The organism is Psychrobacter piscatorii, from assembly GCF_043641605.1.
Classification (GTDB): Bacteria; Pseudomonadota; Gammaproteobacteria; order Pseudomonadales; family Moraxellaceae; genus Psychrobacter; species Psychrobacter piscatorii_C.
This window is the reverse complement of sequence record NZ_JBHZRK010000011.1, coordinates 86,166-111,843: the sequence shown is the minus strand read 5'-3', so window position 1 is coordinate 111,843 and position 25,678 is coordinate 86,166. Positions and strand designations below refer to the sequence as shown.

General features: G+C 45.6%; 20 protein-coding genes. 7 read left to right on the top strand and 13 right to left on the bottom strand.

Annotated features, from left to right (window positions below):
• Positions 1-131 precede the first annotated feature (131 nt).
• The 4 genes from ACHUET_RS11085 to ACHUET_RS11070 form a co-directional block, all read right to left on the bottom strand.
• On the bottom strand, positions 132-1,085 hold the full coding sequence (locus tag ACHUET_RS11085; RefSeq protein ID WP_394212815.1) for a DMT family transporter: 954 nt from the start codon (positions 1,083-1,085) through the stop codon (positions 132-134).
• Positions 1,086-1,307: 222 nt separating this feature from the next.
• Positions 1,308-1,955 (bottom strand): anthranilate synthase component II, encoded by a 648-nt coding sequence (locus ACHUET_RS11080; protein ID WP_394212813.1) that lies wholly within the window; start codon positions 1,953-1,955, stop codon positions 1,308-1,310.
• A gap of 33 nt (positions 1,956-1,988) precedes the next feature.
• Positions 1,989-3,407, bottom strand: coding sequence for an anthranilate synthase component I family protein (locus tag ACHUET_RS11075; protein WP_394212811.1), 1,419 nt, complete (start codon positions 3,405-3,407; stop codon positions 1,989-1,991).
• 87 nt (positions 3,408-3,494) lie between these two features.
• Positions 3,495-3,770: a Trp family transcriptional regulator gene (locus tag ACHUET_RS11070; RefSeq protein ID WP_394212810.1), complete on the bottom strand. Its 276-nt coding sequence runs from the start codon at positions 3,768-3,770 to the stop codon at positions 3,495-3,497.
• Positions 3,771-4,157: 387 nt separating this feature from the next.
• Here ACHUET_RS11070 and ACHUET_RS11065 point away from each other — a divergent pair, with 387 nt between their 5' ends.
• A complete protein-coding gene (locus tag ACHUET_RS11065) occupies positions 4,158-6,197 on the top strand; it encodes a TonB-dependent receptor domain-containing protein (RefSeq protein ID WP_394212808.1) in 2,040 nt (679 codons plus the stop codon).
• A gap of 200 nt (positions 6,198-6,397) precedes the next feature.
• Positions 6,398-7,735: a PepSY-associated TM helix domain-containing protein gene (locus ACHUET_RS11060; RefSeq protein WP_394212807.1), complete on the top strand. Its 1,338-nt coding sequence runs from the start codon at positions 6,398-6,400 to the stop codon at positions 7,733-7,735.
• 429 nt (positions 7,736-8,164) lie between these two features.
• Here the strand turns inward: ACHUET_RS11060 and ACHUET_RS11055 are convergent, their stop codons facing one another.
• From ACHUET_RS11055 to ACHUET_RS11040, 4 genes are all read right to left on the bottom strand, one after another.
• The gene (locus tag ACHUET_RS11055) at positions 8,165-8,935 is read right to left on the bottom strand and encodes an iron ABC transporter ATP-binding protein (protein ID WP_394212805.1); all 771 of its coding nucleotides are present in this window, start codon (positions 8,933-8,935) and stop codon (positions 8,165-8,167) included.
• A gap of 58 nt (positions 8,936-8,993) precedes the next feature.
• Positions 8,994-10,079 (bottom strand): iron chelate uptake ABC transporter family permease subunit, encoded by a 1,086-nt coding sequence (locus ACHUET_RS11050; protein WP_394212803.1) that lies wholly within the window; start codon positions 10,077-10,079, stop codon positions 8,994-8,996.
• Positions 10,080-10,174: 95 nt separating this feature from the next.
• The gene (locus ACHUET_RS11045; protein ID WP_394212801.1) at positions 10,175-11,269 is read right to left on the bottom strand and encodes an ABC transporter permease; all 1,095 of its coding nucleotides are present in this window, start codon (positions 11,267-11,269) and stop codon (positions 10,175-10,177) included.
• Between the two features lie 112 nt (positions 11,270-11,381).
• Positions 11,382-12,434 (bottom strand): siderophore ABC transporter substrate-binding protein, encoded by a 1,053-nt coding sequence (locus ACHUET_RS11040; protein WP_394212799.1) that lies wholly within the window; start codon positions 12,432-12,434, stop codon positions 11,382-11,384.
• A 561-nt stretch (positions 12,435-12,995) separates the two neighbouring features.
• Here ACHUET_RS11040 and ACHUET_RS11035 point away from each other — a divergent pair.
• The 3 genes from ACHUET_RS11035 to ACHUET_RS11025 all read left to right on the top strand — a co-directional run bounded on the left by ACHUET_RS11035 (position 12,996) and on the right by ACHUET_RS11025 (position 15,223).
• The gene (locus ACHUET_RS11035) at positions 12,996-13,976 is read left to right on the top strand and encodes an energy transducer TonB (RefSeq protein ID WP_394212798.1); all 981 of its coding nucleotides are present in this window, start codon (positions 12,996-12,998) and stop codon (positions 13,974-13,976) included.
• Between the two features lie 108 nt (positions 13,977-14,084).
• Positions 14,085-14,771: a MotA/TolQ/ExbB proton channel family protein gene (locus tag ACHUET_RS11030; protein ID WP_394212796.1), complete on the top strand. Its 687-nt coding sequence runs from the start codon at positions 14,085-14,087 to the stop codon at positions 14,769-14,771.
• Positions 14,772-14,821: 50 nt separating this feature from the next.
• Positions 14,822-15,223 carry an ExbD/TolR family protein gene (locus ACHUET_RS11025; protein WP_071002155.1) on the top strand — a complete coding sequence of 134 codons (402 nt, stop codon included), beginning with the start codon at positions 14,822-14,824 and terminating at the stop codon, positions 15,221-15,223.
• Between the two features lie 193 nt (positions 15,224-15,416).
• Here ACHUET_RS11025 and ACHUET_RS11020 read toward each other — a convergent pair whose 3' ends face one another.
• The gene (locus ACHUET_RS11020; protein ID WP_394212794.1) at positions 15,417-15,950 is read right to left on the bottom strand and encodes a DUF2799 domain-containing protein; all 534 of its coding nucleotides are present in this window, start codon (positions 15,948-15,950) and stop codon (positions 15,417-15,419) included.
• Between the two features lie 415 nt (positions 15,951-16,365).
• On the opposite strand from ACHUET_RS11020, the gene ACHUET_RS11015 reads away from it, so the two are divergent.
• Both ACHUET_RS11015 and topA read left to right on the top strand, forming a co-directional pair.
• Positions 16,366-16,968, top strand: a complete 603-nt coding sequence (locus ACHUET_RS11015; RefSeq protein WP_394212792.1) for a hypothetical protein — start codon at positions 16,366-16,368, stop codon at positions 16,966-16,968.
• A gap of 253 nt (positions 16,969-17,221) precedes the next feature.
• On the top strand, positions 17,222-19,888 hold the full coding sequence (topA, locus tag ACHUET_RS11010; protein WP_394212791.1) for a type I DNA topoisomerase: 2,667 nt from the start codon (positions 17,222-17,224) through the stop codon (positions 19,886-19,888).
• Positions 19,889-19,972: 84 nt separating this feature from the next.
• Here the strand turns inward: topA and ACHUET_RS11005 are convergent, their stop codons facing one another.
• The 4 genes from ACHUET_RS11005 to lon form a co-directional block, all read right to left on the bottom strand.
• Positions 19,973-20,530 carry a superoxide dismutase family protein gene (locus ACHUET_RS11005; protein WP_394212789.1) on the bottom strand — a complete coding sequence of 186 codons (558 nt, stop codon included), beginning with the start codon at positions 20,528-20,530 and terminating at the stop codon, positions 19,973-19,975.
• Positions 20,531-20,725: 195 nt separating this feature from the next.
• Positions 20,726-21,760, bottom strand: a complete 1,035-nt coding sequence (locus ACHUET_RS11000; RefSeq protein ID WP_394212787.1) for an META domain-containing protein — start codon at positions 21,758-21,760, stop codon at positions 20,726-20,728.
• The gene (locus ACHUET_RS10995) at positions 21,757-22,911 is read right to left on the bottom strand and encodes an META domain-containing protein (protein WP_394212786.1); all 1,155 of its coding nucleotides are present in this window, start codon (positions 22,909-22,911) and stop codon (positions 21,757-21,759) included. The genes ACHUET_RS11000 and ACHUET_RS10995 overlap by 4 nt, the downstream gene beginning before the upstream one ends.
• Before the next feature lie 144 nt (positions 22,912-23,055).
• Entirely contained in the window at positions 23,056-25,656 is a 2,601-nt protein-coding gene (gene lon, locus ACHUET_RS10990) for an endopeptidase La (protein WP_394212784.1), read from the bottom strand.
• Positions 25,657-25,678: the final 22 nt, after the last annotated feature.

Here is a 25,678-nt window from a genome sequence, read left to right as displayed (position 1 = left end):
AAGGACTGAGTCCTGTGCAATACAGAACTCAGTCCTTGGGGTAAACTAAACCGTCCAAGTTTTGGGGGGCAGTTCATTGTTGGGGCTTTTTTTATTCAGGTTTGGCCATCGTACAATGTCAAACAGTAAAGCTAAACCGTTTGCCGTCTTTTAAGCCAGCGAGGGACGCGCGTGGTTGTGCCATTAACCACTGCATTTAACAACGCCGCCAGCAAAATCAGCGTCACGCCCAGATATTGAATCCAAGACAGAGTTTGATGTAGCAGCATCATTGCCAGCGCAATCGCCGTCAACGGCTCAAAAATCGTAAAAACAGACGCACGAGAGGCGGGGAGCTTCTCTAATGCTTTCATATAAAGGCCAAAGGGCACGACAGTACCCAAGAGTGATAGCCCTAACACATAGCCCCAAGTCAGTAGTGGTAAGGACATTAGCTGCTCATAGGTATGATACGTTTCGGGCAGTAATAGCAGCCCGCACGCGCTGATCACCACGGAAGTGAAAAATACCAAAGGGGCAGGGTGCGCGTCATGCATCGCACGCTTACCGAGCACACCGTATAGTGAGTAGCACATCCCTGCTGCCAACCCGAGCAAAACACCCCAATTAACCTCTGCTTGCTCACCCAGCATCGTCAACCCAACCCCACACACCGCCATGAATGCCAGTGCGATAGATTTGCGCGTAATGGACTCGCTGAGCAAAAACTTTGAGAATAACAAGCTAAATACAGGCGCGGTATAAAGCAAAGCCACCGCAGGGCCCGCGCCAACATAACTGACAGCAAAAAAATAGCAGACGGACATCCCCAGTACACCAATCAAGGACTGAAGTGCCAGCCCAAACCACTGCTTGGGTCGTAATTTGATTAGCTGTGGCCATAGGGTCGGTAGCATGGCTAAGATAATCACTGCTGCCGTCACGATACGTAATATCGTGACTTGCCAACCACTAAAGCCCATTTGATTGAGGTAGGTTGAGAATATCCCAAGCGTCCCCCAGCAGGTTGCCGCGGTAATGATTTGGACAATGCCTATCCATGACTGATGCGAGTGTATCGCCGCTGTACTGTCAATATTTGCCATAGTGGTTTCTTCTTACGATCTAAATGACATTGGGTTATTGCCAAAGCGCCTGTGATGTAAGCGCGCCAAGCTATACTGCAATAAGAAAAGACAACCGATTAAAGGGCTGTCTTTTGTTTGTTCTTTCAGTCTATCATTAAAAGATTATAAACTGCTACTAGGGCGTGGTCTAAATTTAATCGACTGTTATTTAAAATGGAAGACGTGGCTGGATAGTAGCATTTATACCTGCAATAAAAAATTACTCAGCAAATGCTTAGCCCCTTCAGTAGCAAAGGATTCTGGGTGAAATTGCACGCCTTGTATCGGATAGTCTTTATGCGCCAGTCCCATAATCTCATCACCTGTCAGCGCTGATTCATCAAAGCTTAACGTTGCGCGATCGTCATTGGCGACGACTGAGGTAATCGTTAGGCAGCTTGGGATCGTATCGGCTTTGACCACCAGTGAGTGATAGCGCATGATCTCAAGCTCTTGCGGTAAGCCTTGATAGATACCCTTACCATCATGACGAATCGATGACACCTTGCCATGCATTGGCACACTGGCGCGTATCACATCACCGCCGAACACATGCGCGATGCCCTGCATACCGAGGCAGACGCCCAGTAGCGGAATGGTTTTGCCCAATGTCTCAATGACATCAGCGCAAATTCCAAAATACGCAGGATCATCAGGGGAGCCAGGACCTGGTGAGATGATGATTCTATCCAGATTCATTGCTTCTACCTCTGCGAGGGTAATCTCATTATTGCGCTTCACGATGACGCTAGTTTCTTTATCATCACTCAAGGTTTGCAAAATCTCGCCGACATATTGGTAGAGATTGAAGGTAAACGAATCGTAGTTATCAATAATTAAAACATTCATGGGGTATAAACTCTTTGATAAAAATAGGGGTGATTATGGTTGCATAAAGCTGTCTAGTACGACTTTCATCGCCGACAGCTTACGCTGAATCTCTAGATACTCATCCGCTGGGTTTGAGTCATAGACATTGCCGCCGCACGTTTGCGCGTAGGCTGACTCGCCGCTGATAAACAGGCTGCGAATTGGAATGGCAAAGATACAGTCACCATTGAAGTTAAATGACCCCAGCGCGCCGCCATAAGCACCGCGCCCATCTGGCTCGAGCTCATTAATCACCTTAATAGCCTCTACCTTGGGTGCGCCTGATAACGTACCTGCGGGAAAGTTGCTGGCAAGGGCACTGAACATATCTTCGTCAGGGTGCAAGATACCAACGATCTCAGAGGAGATATGCTGCACATGTGAGAAGCGCTTGATGTCCATCAAACTACGCACTTTTACTGTGCCAAATCGTGCCACGCGGCCAATATCATTGCGATGCAAGTCGACCAGCATGTTGTGCTCGGCAATTTCTTTGTCATCGTTGAGTAGGGCGCGAGCAAGTTTGCGATCTTCGACCACATCGACGCCGCGTTTAGCTGTCCCTGCGAGTGGGTAAGTTTCCATCTCTCCCTGACGCAAGCGGAATAGGAGCTCAGGGGAAGCACCAATAATGCACTGCTGAGCAAATTTCATAAAATACATGTGCGGTGATGGATTGACCGCGCGTAGTTTTTCATAAATGGGCATTTTGTCGCCAGCGATACGATATTTGGACTTAAACCCAACCTCACATTGGAAAATACGACCAGAGATAATGTCTTCTTTGACTTGCATCACTACCTTGGCATGCTCCTCTTGACTCATACCATCGCCCAAAAACTCGACTGTGGGCGCTTCATAGCTGGGAACCGGCTCATCAAGTAGGGCTTTGATTTGCTCGATGCGATTATTCTGCTGAGCGGTTGGATAATAAAAATAGAAAATCTCGCCGGTCATCTTATCTAGCGTTAATCCATCTAGATAGACGCCAAATTTAAACGGCTCAAAGTCTTCACTGGCTTTGGCTGTCAGGCTTGGCTCAAAAAAATTCACACAGTCATAGCCCAAATAACCGACGAGACCGCCACTTTGATCACGGGCAATGACGTGCTGCGGCGTGATGGCGCGAAGCAATTGATAAGGATTGTCAGTTTGATAACGAGTCGTTTCAGTTGTTTTATTGTCAGTGATAGCGAGCGTATTACGGTCAATAGCGGCGATGGTGGTCACAGGGTCAAAACCGATGGCATGATGGCGTGAGATATGACTGTCTTCGCCTAATGATTCGAGTAAATAACAGGTGTCGAAAGCGCTCTCGATACGTTTGAATAGCGCAAAAAAATCGATATCTTGCGTGAGCTTAATGCGCTGTGGTTTGCTCGGGATATCGATAGGTGCAGGTTGGGTATGTATGGGTGTACTAGCAGTCATAATAAAGTCCAAAGTGGTTCAAATATGTGTCAATCAACAATTAATAAAGTAATGAGTAAAAGGGTAGGCGGTATTGGGATCGGTGGTTTAAGCGCGTTCTCTATGGGTCGCAAGCAATGCACTCACATCGTGGCTGTGCATGGCTCTAGCGCCGCGAGAGACCGTCGCGATACCAACGCCTAGTTGCTCAGAGATGTCACGCTGCGTGATACCTCGATCAAGCAAGTCAAAGATACGAATACGGTTAGCAATGTCGTGCTGCTCTTTATCCGTCAGCAGGGCACTGAGTAGCTTTTCGATATCTGCGTTATCAGTACAGTTTGCCAGATGACTCAGTAAGCTGTGATAAGGGTCGGTACTCATAATTTATCGTCTTATAATCAGTCGTCTTAATCAAAAAAAGTCAGGGTAGCCATGAAGCTCTCGGCTTGTATCAGCATTCTAGTACAGTAGTACAAAAAAAACAAGTATCAGCAGGTATTGATATCAGACGCTCCTTGCAATTACATCATTATTCTTATCTTTATGGCTGTGGTTAAAACAAGATTATACTTTTAAGAAAAGTATCCCAACAATGAATATAAAAATTGAGACTAAGAAATTTTTATATTCATTGTTGCCAAATTGTTAATACTTCGTTATTATACCTCATTATTTTATAAATGATAATTATTATCATTAACCATCTCATTCTTATAAATAATGGTCAATAACAACAACGATGTTAACAATAAATAAAGTGAGTGAGTGATGTGTGCAGCAAAATCATCTAATCAATTGAGACTATTGTCTGTTGGCGTAGCAGCGATATTATGGGCGCAGGCTGCCAATGCAGTTATCGCAGATGATGTGCCAAATACCACCTTGCAGACCATTACGGTGACTGCCAATAGTGCTGGAAATAATGGTGTGCAAAATGATGCGGTCGATATGGCTGACGACACACCAGCCACCCAAGCGAGCCAGTTAAGTGACTTTTTGGAAGTGGTGCCTGGAGTGAATGTTGGCGGTACATCTGCAGTGAGTCAGCGCATACAGATACGCGGACTGGACGATACCAATCTAAAAGTCACCATCGATGGTGCGCGTCAAGAAGGCTACCTGTTCCATCATATGGGAGATATTTTATTAGACCCAGATTTACTCAAGTCTGCAGAAGTGGCCGTGGGTAACAACTCAGTGACGCTCGGTAATGATGCTATTGGTGGTGGCGTCGCCTTTACTACATTAGATGCTGTTGACCTATTACGTCCAAATCAAAAAATGGGCGCGCGTATCAATGCCAGCTATGCCAGCAATAACGATGAGCTGCTAAGATCAGCGACAGTATTTGCTATGCCCACTGACAATATTGACGTGCTCGCATACTATGGTAAACGCAGTGCGAACGCGGGTGAAGATGGCGATGGTCGCGCTATCCAAACCAATGAAAGCGATGCTGAAAGTCTTTTGCTTAAAGCGGGTGCGTACGTAACACCTACGCAGCGCATTCGTGCCAGTTTTCAGCGTACTGAAAACTCAGGGGAGTATCCAATACGTCCAGATTTTCCGCTGACCGGTCCCGATGGTTGGAACCCTGCCATCCCGCAAGAGATGAACCGCGATACCTATACCGTCGGCTACCGCTACCAACCTAATAACCCCTATATCGATTTGGACATCAGCGCCTATGATACAGAAACGCAAATCCTGCGTAATGGCGGCTCATTTGATGCCCGTGCCACTACCACTGGTGGAAAAATCCAAAACATCAGTCGCATTGAAAACGGTGAAAGCACACATAAGCTCATCACAGGCGTGGAGCACTATCAAAAAGACGCAGACTATGAAGGCGTTGAGCGCGGTAGCAATGAGTCTGTTAGCGGCTCTGATAGCGCCAAGAGCACCTCGGTGTTTGTGGAAGATCAGTGGCGCTTTAATAAGCTGACACTGACTCCAGGGGTGCGTTACGATCACTATGTCGCGCCTGAGGATGTCGCAGGCGGCGAGACTTATGACCATGTCGTAGGCGCTCTTGCAGCCAGCTATGATATTTTGCCCAGCACCAGTGTTTTTGCCAGCTACACCCAACTATTTAACGGCCCTGATCTTAATGAAGTGATTCGCAATCGCGGCGGTAGCAATATCTATCTGACTCCTGATCTAGATCCTGAAACAGGTGACAATACAGAGGTTGGCTTTGTTTCCCTGTTTCATGGCATTACCACTGCTGATGATTCATTACGCTTATCAGGCAAATATTTTGTCACCGCGTTAGATGATGTGATTGAAAGTGTCAGTGGTTTGGATTGCCAGACGGGTGAGAGTAGTGGTACAGGTGCATGCCGTAGTACAGTCAACAAAGACGAGAGCTTTGATATTAAGGGGGTAGAGCTGGCTGCTGATTATATCGCAGATCGTTACAATGTCGGCCTAAGCTATGCGCGGGCGCGCAGTGAAGGAGAGGATACGGGGGATAGCTTATACCGTGATACGGGTGACAGCATCACCGTCAATATTGGCTATCAACCAACATCTGAGGTAAATATTGGCTGGCGTAGTAAGTATGTCCATGACCTCAAAAACCAAGTTGGCGACAGCAATGAGTACAAGCCTGGTTACGATGTGCATGATATTTTTATGAGCTATGAGCCAACTAATATTGATGGCATAAAAGCAAGCATCGGCGTTTATAACTTATTTGATGAAACCTACGCCAGTCATGCCTCGCGTGTCATTACCTCAAGTCCTGACCGTACGGATTATGCGCAAGGACGCACAACCAAAGTGTCTTTGAGCTATCTGTTTTAGACAATAACCCTTGGTGCATGAGTATGCCAATACTTAAGTGCGTCAATATTAGACTCTACTTATCGTGATGATCACACCAGCTACTTGTTGACAGGTAGCTGGTGTTTTTAGGACGTGTCCTCATTTTGAAAACAACGCTAAAAATGAGATCCATTGTTGCCAAATAAGAAAAATATACTTTTATGAAGATAGGACTTGTTATGCCATTTACTCCTCGCCAAGCCTGCTTGTGGATACATCGTTATACGGGTCTGGCAATGGCGGGTTTTTTGATCCTTGCCAGCCTCACGGGTGCGCTGCTCGCGTTTCATGATGAGTTGGATGATATATTCAATCATAAGCTGGCTTATATCGAGAAGCAAAACACATCGCTACGATCTATCGCAGCGCTACATGACACAGTAATAACGACATATCCAAAATATACGTTTTCTAGTATGCCAACCGCTATTGATGACGGTAAATCGGTTGTATTTGCTGTAGACAGATGGCGCGGCAATGCCAGTTCAGACGCGCCTGAGCCAACCTTTCATGAGGTTTATGTTGACCCTCATACTGGCGACATCGTCGGCACACGGAATAAAGATACTTGGGCATGGCATAATACTATGTGGAAAGTATTTTGGCTGCATCGTGATTTATTGCTTGGTGATATTGGTAGGCTGACATTGGGCATCGTCGCGCTGGTATGGACGCTCAATTGTTTTATTGGGTTCTATCTGACGTTCCCGCGTGCTACCAAAAAACGCGCTACGGTGTTATTAACTAAGAAAAAACGCGCGTCTTTTTGGAAGCGCTGGCTACCTGCATGGAAAATTCGCCGCAAAACCAATACCTTTAAGCTGAACTATGATTTGCACCATGCGTTTGGTCTGTGGCTATGGGTTATGCTATTTGTCATCGCTTGGTCGAGCGTTGGGTTTAATCTAAAACCCGTATATCAGCCTGTGATGCAGGCGGTGGTCGGTCTGACGCCAAGAGAAAGAGGGCGACCGCCAACCAAGCCTGAACCGAATAAAACAGTGGAAAATCAAGGTAGGACAGATAAGTCTATAAACTCAAATACGACTGTTAACGATAGCCGTAATACAGCGGATGCCACTGCTCAAGCAGTCAATAAGAGCAATAGCATTGCCTACCTAAGTGCCCAAGCCAATATAGCGGCGCGGCAGAATGGCACGGCTGTACAGCAGTTATTGGGTATCCGCTGGGTGGAGGAAGACAAGCAGTGGCAAATGCGCTTTAAGACCGATAGAGATGTTGGTACACACGGCGGCGCATCATCTATTACGGTTGATGCTGCCACAGGAGAGGTCGCGCGCGTTAATTTTGGTTATCAAAGCGGTTTTGGTAACAAAGTAGACCAATGGCTGTCAACGCTGCATATGGGACATATCGGTCAAGGTTGGAGCCATCGACTGTATCAAGCATTTTTGGCAATGGTTGGACTGGTAGTTGCGGTGCTATCAGGGACAGGTGTGTATCTCTGGTGGAGAGGCCGACAGCAGCGTTTAAAGGCGTTGCAAAAGGGCCGATGATATATTTATATTCTTAGGGTGTGTTTTCATTTAGATCATTATTTACTAAATGAAAACCATACCCTAGTTATCACTTTAATAACAAAAATATGTCGTATGCTATGCAGACAGTGAAAATAGAGCAAGCAAAATTTTCACCTAGCATGACCCACCTATGCCAACCATTATTTTCGTCATAGTTTTTTGTGTAATTTACTGAAGCAATATCTTGAGTAAAATCCATAGGAATAACCACTAATCTTAGAAAATATAAAGTCATTCCTAACCAAAAAAAGGTATCTGATACTTCTTTATTTAAAGCGTAATAAATGAACAGGCAAAAGCTAATCACTAAAATGAATAGAGACAGGTTTTTGTAGTTCATCCATCGATTATTTAATAGCGCTTTATGCATCGATAATTTCTTCTGTTGTTTGCGAAATGCTGTACTTAAACCGTATCCACAATCACAGGACGACCCTGATGACTTAGGACAGTGACATCAACGTTGTACAGATCTTTCATCGTTTCTTGAGTAATAACATCAGCAGGGCGACCAACCGCCGTCACTTCTCCTGCTTTCATTGTAACGACCGTATCGGCAAACTGCGCTGCTTGATTGATATCATGCAGGACAATTACCACGGTTTTTTGCTGATTGTGGCTAAGCTGACGTAGCTCACGCATGAGCCGACCAGCATGATACATATCTAGATTGTTTAGTGGCTCATCGAGCAATAAATAGGGCGTATCTTGGCAGACAATCATGGCGATCAGCACGCGCTGACGCTGTCCACCTGACAATGTCGATAAGAAGCGCTCAGCAAGCGGCTCAAGCTCAAAGCGTTCGAGGATTTCTTGTACTTTTTGCTGATCGCCAGCGGTTGGTTGTCCTTGATGATAAGGATAACGACCAAACATCAGCAGTTCATGTACGCGTAGGCGTCCTTGCACATGGTTGTCTTGTCCGAGCATCGCGACCGTCTTGGCAAGTGTGCGCGCCTGACAGCTGACAATATCACGTTCCTCATTATCTACAGCGAAGCTCACTTGCCCAGATTGTAGCGGTTGCAAGCGAGCCATGACAGAAAATAACGTAGACTTCCCAGCGCCGTTAGGCCCAATCAAAGCAATCACCTGCGCCGTTGGTAGGGACAACGTAATGTCATGCAAGATTTGTTGTTTGCCAATATAGTGAGAGATATTATTCAGTTTAATCATAATCGTCTTATTTTAAAAAAACTTAGGGCTTTCTTTATTAACAGCATCAGTTAAGTGGTCATACAGAACGGCGCTGGGACATAAATATCAAGGCCAAGAACATCAATCCACCCGCTAGCTCTATCACGACGGACAATACGCCTGCCATATCTAGCACTTGCTCAAAGAGTGTTTGACCCAGCACCAGACAAATCATGGCAACCAAACTGACCAGTATCAGCCGCTCAGTATGATACATATGTCGTGCCATGCGATTGGTCAATGCACAAACCAATAGACCAAAAAAGGTCACTGGACCGACCAATGCGGTAGCCGTGGCGACTAGCACTGCGATAACAGTTAATAGGCCAAATGCCAGACGTTGATAGTTGATACCAAGGTTGATGGCTTGGGCTTGACCGAGCATCAGCACATCACACTGATAACGCCAGCGCCAGACAAACACCGCAGTGATGACACAGATCAATAAGCTGATGCCTAGTAGCTGAGGATTGACGGTATTGAACTGTGCGTAGCTAGCAGATTGTACAACCACAAAATCATCAGGGTTAATTAGCCGTGCAATGAGTGCTGATAAACTGCGGAACAACACACCAAAGATAACGCCCACCAATATCAAGCGTGTCAGATCCTGACTGCTTTTAGAAAATAATAGCTTAAATAATAATAAAGATGCCCCAAACATCAGGACAATCTCTAGCGTGAACTTGGCAATAGGATCGAGACTGGTAAAGCTAACCGCCCCTAAAAAGAAAACCAGTAAGCTCTGCAACAGAACATAGAGTGAATCAAACCCGAGTAGGGAGGGCGTTAGAATTGGATTATGAGTCAACGTCTGAAATAGTAACGTCGACACGCCAATCGCATAGCCAACCACCATCAGAGCCAGTAATTTCTTGCCGCGTAATGGTAGAGCAAAGTCCCAATAGCCATTGACATTGAGTGTCATAAACAAGGTCATCGAGATCAGTAGAATAACGCCTGCAATGGATTTCGGATGCGCAGCTATCCATGCCCAAAATTTTGCGAACTGACTTTGGGCAGCGGCTGAATACTGACCGTCTGCTGAAGACGAGTTATCTATCGCTGTGCTGGTTTTGGTAGCATTAGTCTTGGTAGAAGTAAGCTTAGTTGATGAGAACATACAAAAATCCTATGGTGCCAAGCTTATCTAATAAGGCAAAAATGAACGACGGTAAGTGAGTGCCAAAAGTGATCACATAGCTGGTGAACATAGTGTTATTGCTCAGCTGGCGCGCGCAATAATAGCCACAAAAACAGTACCGTGCCGACCACGCCAAAGACAGTAGCAACAGGCACTTCGAACGGATAGCGAATCGAGCGACCGATAATATCGCACAGCAATACTGCCGAAGCGCCAAGTAGCGCGACTGCGGGCAAGCTGCGACGCAACTTATCTCCCATCAGTCGGCTCACAATGTTTGGTACGACGAGGCCAATAAAAGGAATCATACCGACCGTCACGACCACGACGGCACTCATCATGGCGACCATACCGACACCGATCCACGTCACTTGGCGCTTACTAATGCCTAGGTTCAGCGCGATATTGTCACCCAGACCGACGATGGTTAGTTTATCGGCGATGATATAGGCGAGCACACACAGCCCACCCGTGAGCCACAGCAGTTCATAACGACCTGCCAAGACACCTGAGAAATCCCCAAACTGCCAGACGCTGAGCATCTGTAGCGACTCAGTTTGATAGGCGATAAAGGTAGTGACTGCTTCGATAATGCCACCAAAAACAATACCAATCAGTGGAACCATCAAAAAATCAGTCGGCGGAATACGGTGAATGAGCAGCATAAAGAGCATCATGCCGAATACAGCGGCGATGGTCGCTACGCTCATCTTCACAATGAGCGCACTGGCAGGAAATAGCAGACTGACCACTAGCAAGCCGAGCGCGGCGCTTTGGGTAGCGCCGACCATGGATGGTTCTACAAAGCGGTTTTTTAGCACCACTTGGATGATCATTCCCGCCACCGCCATCGCAATGCCAGTCAGAATAATCGCAACGGTACGCGGGATACGGCTGACCAGTAGTAGCGAGCTATCGGAATTGGCACTATGACTAATGATACTTTGTAAAATACCCGACCACGAAAAGTCAGCCACACCAATAGATAAGCTCAATAACACCAAAAGCCCCATGATAATGAGGCTTGCGGTGTTGATTAACCACGGTGGTATGGCGGCACGTCGATATTTCGAGCCTAAAGTATGGCTAGCGCTTCCTTGCCAATTTGATACTGGCAAAGAAGCGTTAGGTTTGAGCCTAGCACGAGCACGGTTTGAAAATAACGGCATAATTTCTATTGGCTTAAAAATGAGCAGCGATAACGGTAGTAATAATTGCCTACGTTGTGTGCAATTACTTGCGCAACGACCTAGTAGGGCAATTATTCAACAATAAGCACAGTTACTTAGCGTTAGCAAAGGCATCTTTAATCGTTGTGAGATCCTGCATCCATTGGTAATAGCCACCAAACGCTAGGTAAGAGTCTGGGCTTAGATAAACCACTTGCTGCTTGCTCCAAGCATTGGTTTGCGCGACCAGCGGATTGTCCAATACGGCTTTGGCACCGATACCATCTTCACCAATCGCGGCGCTGCGATCGATAACAAACAACCAGTCTGGGTTGGCTTTTTGGATATACTCAAAAGAGACCGGCTGTCCATGAGGAGCATCGGCAATCTGCTTATCTGCCATTGGCACATCTAGCACCGTATGGATAAACCCGTAACGAGATTTATCGCCATATGCTGACATTTTATTGCCATTGACCATAACGACCAAACCAGTGCCTTTATCTTTAGTGACACCCTTTGTCTCGTCGATAAGCGTATCTATATCTTGTTGCAATCTAGCAGCCTGATCGCTTTTGCCAAACAGCGCACCCAAGTCATGCAAACGCTGCTTACTCGACTCATAAATATTAGCCGTGTCGATAGACATATCCAACGTCGGCGCGATGTTTGACAGCTCGTTATACTTTTCTGCCATGCGTGAGCCCACCAAGATTGCTTGTGGTTGCATCGCATTTAATGCTTCGAGATCTGGCTCAAACACAGTGCCGACCGCTTTTGGTTCAGGCTGCGTTTTTGAGTGTAAATTGTCTAACAGTAAACTGCCTGGCATACCGTCAACAGCCACGTCTAATGCTGCCAAGTCTTGCATCAAGGTCATGTCATACACCACTAACGGTGAGGGACTCATTGCCAACTCAACATCACCCTTGACCGTATTTACCGTGATTTTTTCAGCAGATACGGCATCGTTATTGGCAACGTTTGCAGACTCATTGGCCGTTTGATTGGTAGCTGTAGTATCAGCTGATTCAGAGGCGTCAGACTCAGGTGAGCTACAACCTGTCACACTGATAGCAGCGATTAAAGCTGTCATCATAGTAGCCAATAATGGACGCTTAAAAAAAGGACTGGTAGAGCGATTTGATAATAAAGTGGTAGACATAATAGACTCGGTATATCGTGTATTTAGGCAATCTTTTAACAATCTAATTGCATATGTAGGACAATAAAAAATAGGAGAATGACGAGAGTTATCAAGCATACTTTCGAATAAATTCGAGATAGGCTGATAAAAATCTCATCGGTTCTGCCTGCTAACCTTATTCTTATAGGCTAGGCGTTTTTATAGTTTGAATATTCTTATATAAATCATTTTTTAAAATAGGACTGCTAGACAGAACAGCCGCTATGATAAAGTAGTTGAGACTCATTATCAATACAAATGATAATGGTTTTTATTAGCAATGGATGGCTATCTATAAATAATTGTCTACAAATTGAGTCAGTAGCTGTACTATTTAATAGGTGATGTTTTCTTTCCAAAGACAGGTAGTAGCTGAGTCACACGTACTGAAACAGAGGTGTTGGTTAATCAAATAAGCTAAGCAAAAGAAGTCTAAAAAAGTTGGCAGATAAAGAAATATTGTAAATTATTATTGATAATAATTATCGTTTGCATTATTATCTACGCCATTCCATCCCGGACAATAAATATTAGGCTGTTATGAGTTCAACGGATTTAGAGGCCCCACCAATCAGATCGATACTACTCTCTATTTTAGTAGTAGTAGGGCTGCATGTGCTAACAGCAGTTGCGTTGGTGAGCATAAAAGCGCCCAAACTACAGCCTGAGCCAAAACAAGACATACCGCCGGTTGAAATAGAGTTCGTTACGCTACCTACTAAAAGCGCAGCGCCTATAGCAGAAACGAAAGAACTTGTGCAGCAGGTCAAAAAGGTCACCGTCAAAAAAGAAGTGCAACCTAAGCCTGTAAAAAAGCCGAAAGCAGAGCCACCGCCTAAGAAGCGTGTCGAGACACCTATAGAACCAGCGAAACCTGCGGTGAAAAAAGTATCTGAAACACCGCCGATCATCGCAACCGAAAAAACATCTACTGAGAGTAGTCAAAAGCCTGTACCAAAAGAAGCAGCACCCAAAAAGATAAGCCCAGAACCGATAGTCGATACATCGGCTGCTGATGAGCAGCGCAAAGAGGCTGCTGCCCGAGTCAAAAAAGCCGCTCAAGAAGCACAAGACAGAGCAGCGCAAGAAGCTAAAAGAGTCGCGGATGCTAAGGCTGCGGCACAAGCCAAAGCTGCTAGAGAAGCAGAAGCCGCCGCCCAAGCACAAGCCGCTAGAGAAGCAGCTGAGGCTGCTGCGGAAGCTGCTGCTCGAGCACAGAGTAATGAGCCTGTGAGCTTTACTGCGAGCGCTGCCAATTGGGCATCTGCGCCAAACTTTAGCTTTCCTGATCGTGCGGCACGTAGAGCGCGCTCAGGTGATACGCTCAACGTGGTATTGGTACTGCGCGTCAATAAACAAGGCGGTATCGATAGCGTGCGATTGGCGCAGTCTTCAGGCAATACTTTGCTGGATAAAGAAGCCCAGCGTCAAGTACGCTCTGGCAAGTTCAAACCCTTTACCAAGAATGGCGCACCAGTGGTGGGCAATGTGACCTTGCCGATCAGCTACGCGGTTCCTTAAGCATTTATATTTTATAACAACGTATTTATTGATAATCTTTCATAATAAGACAAGGCATGATACTCACTTTAGTAGCATGTAATGGCATAAAACATTAAGGAGTCTGACATGGACTTTATGCAATACTGGCAGATCAGCGACATGGTGACAAAGACGTTGTTCTTTGTGTTACTTGCGTTATCTATTCTCTCTTGGGTGACAGGTATCGTCCGCGTATTGCAAAGTCGCAAACTGGCGACCAGTGTGGCAGATGACTTGAGCCAACAACTACAAGCAAAGCAGGCCGATTTAGTCGGCTCCGATGCCGCTGCTCGTCGTTTGGTCACTGAACAGACATTACTCAAGCACATAGGACGCTACCGTTTTGCGAGCGAGCGCGGCTTACCTATCCTTGGAACAACGGCCGCGATTGCACCATTTATCGGCTTATTTGGCACAGTGTGGGGTATTTTCCACGCGCTGCATAATATTGGTATGAGTGGACAGGCAGGATTGGGACAAGTGGCAGGCCCCGTTGGTGAGGCACTAATTATGACGGGTCTGGGTATCGCCGTGGCTATTCCAGCCGTCGTGTTTTACAACCTAGCAGTACGTATCAATCGCCGTGTGATGTATCAAGCCAATGATAGAGCACATGATCTGTTGTCCGGGTCTGCTGAGCCTGTGCCATCGTCTACCAGCCCGAATGCAGGCGCAACATCGGTGCAGGCGGTCAAAGGTAATCGCTCAAATGCTATCGATGCAGCAGTAGACACGCAGCAAGCGCGCCACTACAGCAGCTCTATGGCAGAATAAAAAAGCACCTCTTGGCGGCATGACAATAAACACAAGTATTGAGAATAATTATGGCATTTCAACTGGGTGATGATGACGTTCAAGGTATGAATGAGATGAACCTCATTCCGCTTATCGATATCATGCTGGTATTGATGATTATCTTTTTATTGACAGCGACCGTGCTGAATCCGACGGTTCCTTTAGATTTGCCAAAGACCAGTGCTGAGGTCAATCAAACACCGCCAGAAGCCATTCAAATCAGTATTGATAAAGACGCGGGTATATTTTGGGATAGCGATCCCATTAGTATGGAAGCGCTAGAGGCGCGTCTGCAAGAGCAAGGCGCAACTGGCAAAGATCCTTCAGTGCAACTGCGCGCCGATAAAGAAGGTAAGTATGATACGGTTGCTCAGGTCTTGGCGGCTGCCAGTCAAGCAGGACTTACCAAGATTGCCTTTGTCAATGAATAATAGCAGCGATAAACGATAGTAATAAGTAGCGAAATGCAACGTCCGTTACAGTAAAAAATTGGCGATATAAATTAACAAGCCAATGAATAGAGCGAGAGCTATAACAATAATAAGAACGATTAAAATAATAAGCTTTTCTCCGACCTCAGTGACGACTTAAACCTCAAATTAAGTCATCACTGAGGTTTTCTTTTTACCAGCCATACCCAAATGGACGGTAGCCAAAGCCCAGATGTCCGTAACCAAACGGATAAGGCGAGCGCAAGTAGTCTAGATCGCGCTGACGGATATAGTAGTAGCGTCCTTGAGAGTAAGCTTCTTCTAATTTCTCAATGCCTTCTAATGGACAGACAGGTTGCCAGTCATAGCCTTCGCGACCGAGCTTATAAGCATTCAGCTCGGTACAGTAGTTTTTCAGACCTTGCTGTCGTCCTTGCTCCCACTGTATGCGGTTAGGACTAGCGCCGCCTATGCTTGCACAGCTGTTGGTATAGTGCCCGAAGTAAGCCCCTGAACGACCTTGTAGACCATCAGCATAACCGACTTCTTGCCAGTTACTGCTTTGACATTGCTGCGGGGTCAGGCTTTGGGTGGTGGCACAGCCTGACACTGTCAGCACGATTGCGCCAAGTAGCGATAAGCTTATGCCAGTTTTGCTCAGGATTTTACCTGTCAGCTTGCTCACGTGATAAGCGCTTGATGAGTTTGACTTAATAAGATAATTCATAATAAACCTGCGCGCGTTTAAAATTATGGTTTATCATAGCACTTTTTTACACCGACCACTTTTTGTATCTGGTTTTTGTATGTGGCTATGACACTTATTACTAGGCACGCTAAATGTCTGATTTAACAGTATAACTGACAAATAAAGAGTGAGCCATACGGTCAGTTTTTGAGTAGTAGTTGAGTGGTAGTGCTTGATTTTTGCGGGTTCGAGCTCATTATAAGTCTTGCTATATCGTTATCTGTCATGTGAGTAGCCGCCAGTTCACGTTAACTATTTATAGGATAGCTATTTATACAGTAGTTATTTATAAAGCCGTTATTTTTACTGTTAGCGTAGACAGTGGTTATCAGCTGTGACAGTTATATTGATATTGTTTAGCATCATTTTTATTTAGTAAAAAGGCCAGAGCATCATGGGAACAGTGATTGGCGTTATCATCGTACTATTCGTCTTAGGGAGTATGATGGCGCTCAAACCGAATGGTATTGATCAGCGTTTAGACAAGCTGCGTATGACCGCGCGCCGTTTACAGCTTAATCCCAAGCTCGTTGCTTGCCCTGATTGGATCAAGGGTCGTGATAATGAATATGGTCGCGGTATGCTTGGGCAGTATTGTCTGATATTAGAAGAGACCAAACTGCCGCATACACGCTACCAAGTGATCGATGGACAATGGCGACCAGATAGTAGTTTTGTTGATACAAGTAACGATGACAAGACACTTACTATTCCCAGTGCTATTCGCTCTAGTCAGATTAGTAATAATCCAACGGTTAGAAAGACTGATTTTAGCTTGGACAAAGCACCATTAGAGCTACCAGTGAGCATTGAGCCGTTTGTTAAAGGGCTGATGACCAAGGCAAATAGCATTATCATCTATTGGGAAGATATTGCTTACGTGCGCCCAAACTCTAATCCCACGTATCATCAGCAACGGATTGAGGCAGATCTGTTAGTGCTCAAAGCCAATCTTGAGAAGTGGGCGATACAAATGCAAAAAGACGTGAAAGGCTAGTAAAGCGCTTTTTTGTCTCCATTAAAGGGCGATATGCAAGCAGTTTTTCATATTCAATTTATTTAAAGTTGACAGTTTAACGCTCAGCAGTGTAACGTCTTTATAACTATATCTTTATTTTATGGTTATAATTTGTTTTATAACCTTTTTTATCAGCAGCCATTATTACTATAAATCCCTTTACTGCTGACTGTAATTTCACTTTTAGTTTACTTATATTTTTTAATTTACCTATATTATGGTGTCGTCGAATATGGCAAAAACCACAACCAAAAAAGCCGCAGCACCAGCTGCTGACAGCCCAAAGGGCAAGTCTTTGGTGATTGTAGAATCACCAGCCAAGGCAAAAACGATTAATAAATATCTTGGCGATGACTTTATCGTACGCTCAAGTATCGGTCACGTCCGTGATTTGCCGGTCAGTGCGAGCAAAAGCGCAAAGAAAGCAACGACCGCTAAAAAAGATGACAGTCTGACCAAAGAAGAAAAAGCACAGCAAGCACTGGTACGCCGTATGGGCGTAGATCCAGAGCATGATTGGGCGGCCGTCTATGAAGTACTGCCAAACAAAACTAAGGTCATCAAAGAGCTTAAAGCACTCGCCAAAGACGCTGACAAAATCTATCTGGCAACGGATATGGATAGAGAAGGGGAAGCGATCGCTTGGCATCTAAAAGAAGTCATCGGTGGGCCTGATAGCAAATACCAGCGTGTGGTCTTTAACGAGATTACCAAATCAGCCATCCAAAGCGCCTTTAAGCAACCATCAAAGCTCGATATCGATCGCGTCAATGCTCAGCAAGCGCGCAGGTTCTTGGACCGTGTCGTTGGCTTTATGGTATCGCCATTATTGTGGCAAAAGATTGCTCGTGGACTATCAGCAGGCCGCGTACAGTCGGTCGCCATGCGTTTGGTTGTTGAGCGTGAGCATGAAATTCGCGCGTTCATTCCAGAAGAATACTGGCAAATCCATGCAGACACGCACATTGCTAATGCCAAAGCCAAGAAAACCTCAGATGCTGAGCAAATCGGTATCCGTTTAGAGGCGACCAAGCAAGGCGGCAAAACGCTAAAGCTTGGCAATAAAGAGCAGACCGATAAAGTCTTAGAGATACTCAAAGCGAGTGACTTTATCGTCAAAGAGCGTGAAGAAAAGCCAACGCAGTCACGCCCAAGTGCGCCTTTCATTACCTCAACTTTGCAACAGGCCGCCAGTACGCGCTTAGGGTTCTCTGTTAAAAAGACCATGATTTTGGCGCAGCGTCTATACGAAGCGGGTCATATTACTTATATGCGTACCGACTCGACGTTCTTGTCTGGCGACGCACTCGCCGCTGTCCGTGGTCATATCGAAGACAGCTATGGCGCAAAATACGTGCCCGAAAAACCAAATTTCTATGGCAACAAACAAGGCGCACAAGAGGCGCATGAAGCGATTCGTCCTTCTAATGTCAATATGAAATCAACGCAGCTAAAAGGTGTGGAGCGAGATGCGATACGTCTATATGAGCTGATCTGGCGTCAGTTTGTGGCGTGTCAGATGTTGCCTGCCAAATATCTATCAGTGAACCTGTTTGTCAGTGCAAGCGATATCGAGCTAAAAGCACGTGGTCGCACCATGGTGTTTGATGGCTACACAAAAGTGATGCCACCAGCCAAGACTGACGATACCTTACTGCCTGATGTCAAAAAAGGCGATAAGTTAAACTTAGATAAGCTTGATCCAAGTCAGCACTTTACTAAGCCTGCGCCTCGCTATACTGAAGCAAGCCTAGTCAAAGAGCTTGAGAAAAAAGGTATCGGTCGTCCATCGACTTATGCCTCAATTATCTCAACGATTCAAGATCGTGGTTATGTGAAGCTTGAGAATAAGCGACTGTTTGCCGAAAAAATGGGTGATATCGTCACCGATAGATTGACGGCCAGCTTCCCAGACTTGATGGATTATACCTTTACTGCTGCGCTTGAAGACAAGCTCGATCATGTGGCAGAAGGTGAGCAAGACTGGAAAGACGTGCTCGATAATTTCTATGGTGAGTTCAAAACCACCCTTGAGCATGCCAAAGGCAAAGATGGTATGCGTCCGAATGATCCGACTGATGTACCAGATGTGCATTGCGATATTTGTGATCGTCCGATGCAGCTGCGTACTGGTTCAACAGGTGTATTTTTGGGTTGTACTGGCTACAACTTGCCACCAAAAGAACGCTGTAAAGGCACCAAAAATCTAATGCCAGTCGAAGCATTTGCCAACTTAGATGATGCAGAAGGCGATGATGAAGCGGCAGAAGTTAAAGATTTGATGGAGAAAAAACGCTGTCCGAAATGTGGCACGGCGATGAATGGTTACATCGTAGATGGTGGCCTCAAACTACACATCTGCGGTAACAACCCTGATTGCGACGGTTATATCCTAGAAGAAGGTAAGTTCGAAGTACCGGGCTCAGATGCACCAACCATCGACTGTAATAAGTGCGATGGGCAGATGGAGCTTAAGACAGGACGCTTTGGCCCATACTTTGCTTGTCAGAACTGCGATAATACTCGTAAGGTACTCAAAACAGGCGAAGCAGCACCGCCACGTATGGATCCAATCCATCTACCGGAGCTAAAATCGACCAAGCATGATGATTACTTCATTTTGCGTGAAGGCGCGGCTGGCATGTTCCTCGCGGCGTCTAAGTTTCCAAAGGTTAGAGAAACGCGTCCACCAAAGCTCGCTGAGTTACGGGAAATCAAAGACAAGATGGAAGACAAGTTCCAGTACTTGTTTGCAGGACCCGATGAAGATCCTGAGGGTAACCCAACTATCTTGCGCTGGTCGCGTAAGAAAAAAGAGCAGTACATCGGCTCTGAAAAGAATGGTAAGGCCACACGTTGGGGTGTGTACTGGCGTAAAGGCGAGTGGGTAGAAGAGTAATAACTTTTCTATCGACCACAAAAAAACCTCTTAGATGTTAAGAGGTTTTTTTGTGCTATCAATAATAGCTAAGTGTAGACGCTATTAATTCTTTTCGATAATACCACAAGCAACGCGATCGCCTGATGCGCCTGAAGGCTGACTAGTGTAATCATCTGCGCCTGCATGTACGATAAAGGCTAAGCGATTGACACTATATTTACCAGCTTCATCAGCAGTGATTTTTTTGTTCACATAGTTGATGGTAGCGACACCATCTTCATTGGCTGTTAGGTTAGGCAGGTCACCCGCATGGCCATTCATGTCATCTGGATTAGAGTGTGGTTTGTTGTCAGGGTTAAAGTGACCACCTGCCGCTTTACCCATGTCAGCACAGCTGCCTGTCTCATGAATATGCAGCGCCACTGTCTGGCCCGGCTGTAGATTCATCAGCTTACCATAGACCTGTACGCCGCCGTCAACAGGACGTAGAAACATCTGTCCGACTTCGTTCTTATCACCGCTCACCGCTTTGATGGTTGATTTCAAAGTGGGCTGAGACAAAGGGTTACCCGTTTGCATTTGGCTTTCTACCGTTTGGCAACCAGTCGTCGCTAACGCTGAACCACATAGTAGGGCACTTGCAAGCATTGTCTTATTCATTATTATCTCCAGTTGTTTTATTCGTTATTTAGAACGTGATTAAAGTCACAAATATCTGTATTTATTGTTCTGTTAAAGCTCGTATCGATATTCGTTAACATCACCGTCAGTATAGCCAAGCAAACCCTATAGTTATTCATCAAATGCGCAACAATCGGTTAATAAATGTAAGTAACGTATGGGTTTGAAAATGTATTAAGGGATTTTCTTTGGCTCGTTTTTCCAAATTAACGTTTCGCCTGTTGCCATGGTTTGCAGCAGGTTATAATGTGGATAATCGCCTGTATTACCTGTTGCTGATTGTGGCTGCATACTTAACGTCAGGGTGCTGCTGCTTTCCTGCATAAAGTTAAATAGCGTGGTTTCAATACGATTGCCTGTTTCGCCGCAGCCCATCATTGTGCTGATAATCATGCCAACCTTTAGCGTATTATCGTCAAGTAGAAAATAAGGTGCACCAGAGCCATTGCAATTCGAACCAAAAGAGATGATTGAATTTTTAGGTTGACTAAAAATCTCGAATGAAATGGGATAATCAGGATGATAAAAATCACTAATCGGTTCTCTATTCATCAGCTTTCCTTGCTCGTCATAATGATTGGCAACCGCGCTTTCCAAATGCCACTTATAGTTCGCTAGCAGTTTAGTACTGATTGGTAACCCTATCGGTGGTGAAAGTAGCGGTTTTGCCGTCCCTGTAAAGATAAGTTGGTTGCCGTTTTCCATAGTCAGTGCAAGGCGCTTTGGCGAGGCTGTGGTATCGTCCTGTGCCGTTAGGGATATTGTAGGTAGTAACTTAATCCCAAACATATACGTACCATAGTCCTCAAACAACGTGCGAATATTATAGTCATCAGTGCTGCTGTTCGTACAGGTCGCAGGTAGCTGTACAATATAGCTGCTATAACTGAATGGGGGTGCACCAGAGAATAGGTCGATTTTATCGTGCGTACAGCCCTGATAAAAATGCAGTCTACCTGGATCAATAGCCAAACGTATGGGGTTCGTACTTTGGATAGGGATAAGCTGACCATCATCTCGCGTCACTTCTGACAGTTGCCAGTTGTAGCCACTACTCCATTGCATGACTTTATTCTTGGGAATCTCGAGTGTATCGGCTTGTGTAGTTCTGTACGCTACGGATACGGTATTTTTACTCATCGACTGACAGCCTGATATGGCAAGCACAGTACTGCAAAATAACGCGCTGGCGAGTATCAGTTTTTTCATGAGGGTGTCCTTTTTTTAGTGTTGAATGGCTTATTTTTTTTGATATTTTTCCAAACCAACGTCTCGCCAGAATCTAGCGTTTGGGTGAGTAAGTAGTTTTGCTCTGACTGCTCTATAGTTGCCTTTGCCTTATTATCCGCGTGCGTTAAGATCAGTCGACTCGTGCTATAGGTCATCATACGTCCAAGCCGTGATTCAATATCATCAAGAGAATCGCCACAGCTCATCATAGTAGAAGGAAAGCTGCCAGTGAGTAAACTTTGATTGAAAGAGAGGGCGTAAGGTCCACCAACACCATTGCAGCCAACAGAGATACCAAAGCTTTGACCATATACACCTGACTGAAAGCCATTTTGTTTGTCATTTTCATCGCCACTATAGTTATTCAAACCATAGGAAAGCGTAATGGGCTTTTCTGTTTGCGTAAATTCGCTCATGACTGCGCCTGTTTGGTCCGTCACTTGTAACAGTTGCCAACGATAGCCCTCTAATAATTCATTGGTGAGTAGTATGCCAGCTACGGGGCGTTCAGGTTTAGGCGTGCCCGTAAAGATTAGGGTTTTGCCCTTATCCGTCTTTAAAGCCAGCTGTTTTTCTAAGGTTTTGGTAGCACGTACTGACTGAGGCAGCGTGGGGGCAAATGTGAAATGCGTTCCTGCATAAGGCCCAAAAGTCGTGTTTAATATATGTGCTGTATCGCTAGGGATGAGTGTATTACCGCGCCAGTCTTGGGTCGTTGCTTGATATATTGTAGTGCAGTCAGCAGCCGTGATTGGCGATTTAGCTGTGTCTTGTAATGACGCATCTGTATAAGGATAAGGTAAGGGCAACCACATATTAAAGGACACGAGGTATCGGTAACAGCCATCATCGAAGGTTAATAGGTCTGGGCGAACATCCATAGTTAATGGTGGCTGAAGGTCGAGGCGTATGAGATTGCCTTTATCATTACCGACCTGCGTCAACTGCCAGTCGTATCCTGTGATGGTTTGAAACAGTCTGGGTTTGAGGGTAGCCGCTGACCAGTTTTTATCTGTAATGACAGAACTGGTTTGCGCTGAATGATTGAGGCTGTTGGTTTGGCAACCTAATAAAGCGAGGGGAAGTAATGCGCTTATTATTGCTAAAGGCATCCGTAAATTATTTGACATTATAACTTTCCAATAAATAAACATTTGTTTGAAATATATCATAGTATGTTAGCGAGATTGTTGTTTATTATTGCCAAAAAAAAGCCGCCCATCATCGTGATGAGCGGCTCTTATGTTTTGAGAATTTAACTAACGAATACGCAATTAGTTATGTAGTGCTTTGCGAGACGTTTTATCAACCGTTACTTTTGCAGGCTTAAGCGGCTTTGGCATACTGACCAAAGCGACTTTTAATATCTCTTCAATCGTGGCGACTGGTTGAATGGTCAAGCCTTCTTTGACGTTATCAGGGATATCAGCCAAATCACGCTCATTGGTCGCTGGAATCAATACATGCTTGATACCGCCGCGATGGGCTGCAAGTAGTTTTTCTTTGAGACCGCCAATACGTAGGATTTTACCACGCAGAGTAATCTCACCTGTCATCGCGATGTCTGGACGAATGGCAATACCCGTCAAGGCAGAGACAAGTGCTGTCGTCAGTGCGCCACCAGCAGAGGGGCCGTCTTTTGGCGTCGCGCCTTCTGGCATATGGACATGGATGTCCGTGGTTTTGATTGTCTCGTAGTCAATACCTAAGCTATCACCGCGAGCACGAACCACACTCATCGCCGCACGAATCGACTCTTTCATCACGTCGCCGAGTGAACCAGTAAAGCTCAGCTCGCCTTTACCTTTCATGCCGACCGCTTCAATGGTCAACAGCTCACCACCGACTTGTGTCCACGCAAGACCAGTGATACGACCAATCTCAGGCTCTTCTTCAGCCAGACCGTAGTCATACTGGTGCACACCTAGATAGTCATCGATGTTCTTGTCATCGACGGTCACTAGCTGACGTTCCGCTTTTTTCGGAGCACGTGCGCCATGAGTCTCAACCGAACCGCGAACCACTTTGCGGCAGATCTTGTTCACTTCACGCTCAAGGTTACGCACACCTGCTTCACGCGTATAGCGCTGAACGATGCTATGCAATGCCGCTTCAACGATCTCAATCTCGCCTTCTTTGAGGCCGTTATTCTTAATGGCTTTTGGCACGAGGTACTTCTGCGCGATATTGACCTTTTCTTCTTCGGTATAACCCGGCAGACGAATGACTTCCATACGGTCAAGCAGCGCAGGCGGAATATCCATGCTATTGGCCGTACAGATGAACATCACTTGCGACAGATCTAAGTCCATATCTAAATAATGGTCGTTAAAGGTGTCGTTCTGTGAAGGGTCCAATACTTCGAGCAAAGCTGATGCTGGATCACCGCGGAAGTCTTGCGCCATCTTATCGATTTCATCCAATAAGAACAGCGGGTTTTTGACTTCTACCTTGGCAAGCGATTGCACGATTTTACCCGGCATCGCACCGATATAGGTACGGCGATGACCGCGAATCTCAGCTTCATCACGTACGCCGCCAAGCGCCATACGCACAAACTTACGACCAGTGGCACGGGCAATCGACTCACCCAATGAGGTTTTACCGACACCTGGAGGACCGACGAGACAAAGAATCGGACCACGCAGTTTTTTCACGCGTGATTGTACGGCGAGATATTCTAATATGCGGTCTTTCACATCTTGCAAGCCATAATGATCTTCATCTAAGACCGTTTTTGCCTTGTCTAAATTGATCGAGACTTTGGTCGTCGCATTCCACGGCGTGTCCAAAATCCATTCAATATAGTTGCGTACCACTGACGATTCGCTCGATGCAGGCGGCATCATTTTGAGCTTTTTAAACTCTTGCTCCGCTTTTTTGCGCACATCGTCTGGCAGGTCAGCATCTTCTAAACGTTGCTCTAACTCAGCCACATCATCTTCACCATCGAACGCGCCGTCATTCATATCTGACAGCTCATTTTTGATGGCCTTCATCTTCTCATTCAAGAAGTATTCGCGCTGATTGTCTTCCATCTGCTGACGGACCGCATCTTGGATATCTTGTTCGATATTTTGCTCAGCACTTTGCTTGACCAGATATTCCGTCAAGGTGTTGATGTGCGTTTTGACATCGTTTTCTTCTAAGAACGACTGCTTGATATCAAGATCCATCGAGACGCGAGTTGAGATAAAGTACACAAGCTCAAGCAAATCATCGATACGCTTCGCCACGCGAGTCAGCTCACGGGCATTACGCAGACGCGCATCCGCATAGCCTTCAAATAGGGTGGTCAACGCCTGAATAGTGTTTTTCTGTTGGCTCTCATCCATGGTGACATCAAGATCAGCACGCTCAAATCTCGCCATCAATAATTCATCATGACTTTCGATGTTATCGACACGGGCGCGATATTGACCTTCGATCAATACTTTGATGCAGTTCTCATCGCTATCGTGCGGCATGGTGCTGACGATGCGACACACTGTACCGTATTGATACAAGTTGTCTTGATCAATGTCTTCGGTCAGTGAGTCTTTTTGCGCGACGACCAGTACTTTGTTGCCATACTCAGCCTGTGCCAGCTCAACGGCTTTCACCGATGGCGCACGTCCCACAAACAAGGCGATCTGCATGTGTGGATAAACGACGACATCTCGCAATGCCAAGAGTGGCAAATAGCTTTCATCTTGGTTGTCGTTTACGTCTTTGTTATTAGAATCAGTATTATCAAGATCAGTGTTTTTGACATCAGTTGACGCTGTCTCTAGCGCATCATTAGACGAGGTATCTGCCTCGTTATTTTCTGCAGTAGGCGTTGAAACGTCGACATCAATGTCGATATTGTCTTGGGTTATTTTATGTTCACTCATATATTTTTCCTCTTTCCCCAGA

Excerpts from the sequence above, each read along its gene's own strand:
- ACHUET_RS11015 (WP_394212792.1), top strand. The coding sequence starts at position 16,366 with ATGGGAACAGTGATTGGCGTTATCATCGTACTATTCGTCTTAGGGAGT.
- lon (WP_394212784.1), bottom strand. The coding sequence starts at position 25,656 with ATGAGTGAACATAAAATAACCCAAGACAATATCGACATTGATGTCGAC.
- ACHUET_RS11075 (WP_394212811.1), bottom strand. The coding sequence starts at position 3,407 with ATGACTGCTAGTACACCCATACATACCCAACCTGCACCTATCGATATC.
- ACHUET_RS11000 (WP_394212787.1), bottom strand. The coding sequence starts at position 21,760 with ATGAAAAAACTGATACTCGCCAGCGCGTTATTTTGCAGTACTGTGCTT.
- ACHUET_RS11030 (WP_394212796.1), top strand. The coding sequence starts at position 14,085 with ATGGACTTTATGCAATACTGGCAGATCAGCGACATGGTGACAAAGACG.
- topA (WP_394212791.1), top strand. The coding sequence starts at position 17,222 with ATGGCAAAAACCACAACCAAAAAAGCCGCAGCACCAGCTGCTGACAGC.
- ACHUET_RS11045 (WP_394212801.1), bottom strand. The coding sequence starts at position 11,269 with ATGCCGTTATTTTCAAACCGTGCTCGTGCTAGGCTCAAACCTAACGCT.
- ACHUET_RS11080 (WP_394212813.1), bottom strand. The coding sequence starts at position 1,955 with ATGAATGTTTTAATTATTGATAACTACGATTCGTTTACCTTCAATCTC.
- ACHUET_RS11055 (WP_394212805.1), bottom strand. The coding sequence starts at position 8,935 with ATGATTAAACTGAATAATATCTCTCACTATATTGGCAAACAACAAATC.
- ACHUET_RS10995 (WP_394212786.1), bottom strand. The coding sequence starts at position 22,911 with ATGTCAAATAATTTACGGATGCCTTTAGCAATAATAAGCGCATTACTT.
- ACHUET_RS11070 (WP_394212810.1), bottom strand. The coding sequence starts at position 3,770 with ATGAGTACCGACCCTTATCACAGCTTACTGAGTCATCTGGCAAACTGT.
- ACHUET_RS11065 (WP_394212808.1), top strand. The coding sequence starts at position 4,158 with ATGTGTGCAGCAAAATCATCTAATCAATTGAGACTATTGTCTGTTGGC.
- ACHUET_RS11040 (WP_394212799.1), bottom strand. The coding sequence starts at position 12,434 with ATGTCTACCACTTTATTATCAAATCGCTCTACCAGTCCTTTTTTTAAG.
- ACHUET_RS11005 (WP_394212789.1), bottom strand. The coding sequence starts at position 20,530 with ATGAATAAGACAATGCTTGCAAGTGCCCTACTATGTGGTTCAGCGTTA.
- ACHUET_RS11085 (WP_394212815.1), bottom strand. The coding sequence starts at position 1,085 with ATGGCAAATATTGACAGTACAGCGGCGATACACTCGCATCAGTCATGG.
- ACHUET_RS11035 (WP_394212798.1), top strand. The coding sequence starts at position 12,996 with ATGAGTTCAACGGATTTAGAGGCCCCACCAATCAGATCGATACTACTC.
- ACHUET_RS11025 (WP_071002155.1), top strand. The coding sequence starts at position 14,822 with ATGGCATTTCAACTGGGTGATGATGACGTTCAAGGTATGAATGAGATG.
- ACHUET_RS11050 (WP_394212803.1), bottom strand. The coding sequence starts at position 10,079 with ATGTTCTCATCAACTAAGCTTACTTCTACCAAGACTAATGCTACCAAA.
- ACHUET_RS11060 (WP_394212807.1), top strand. The coding sequence starts at position 6,398 with ATGCCATTTACTCCTCGCCAAGCCTGCTTGTGGATACATCGTTATACG.
- ACHUET_RS11020 (WP_394212794.1), bottom strand. The coding sequence starts at position 15,950 with ATGAATTATCTTATTAAGTCAAACTCATCAAGCGCTTATCACGTGAGC.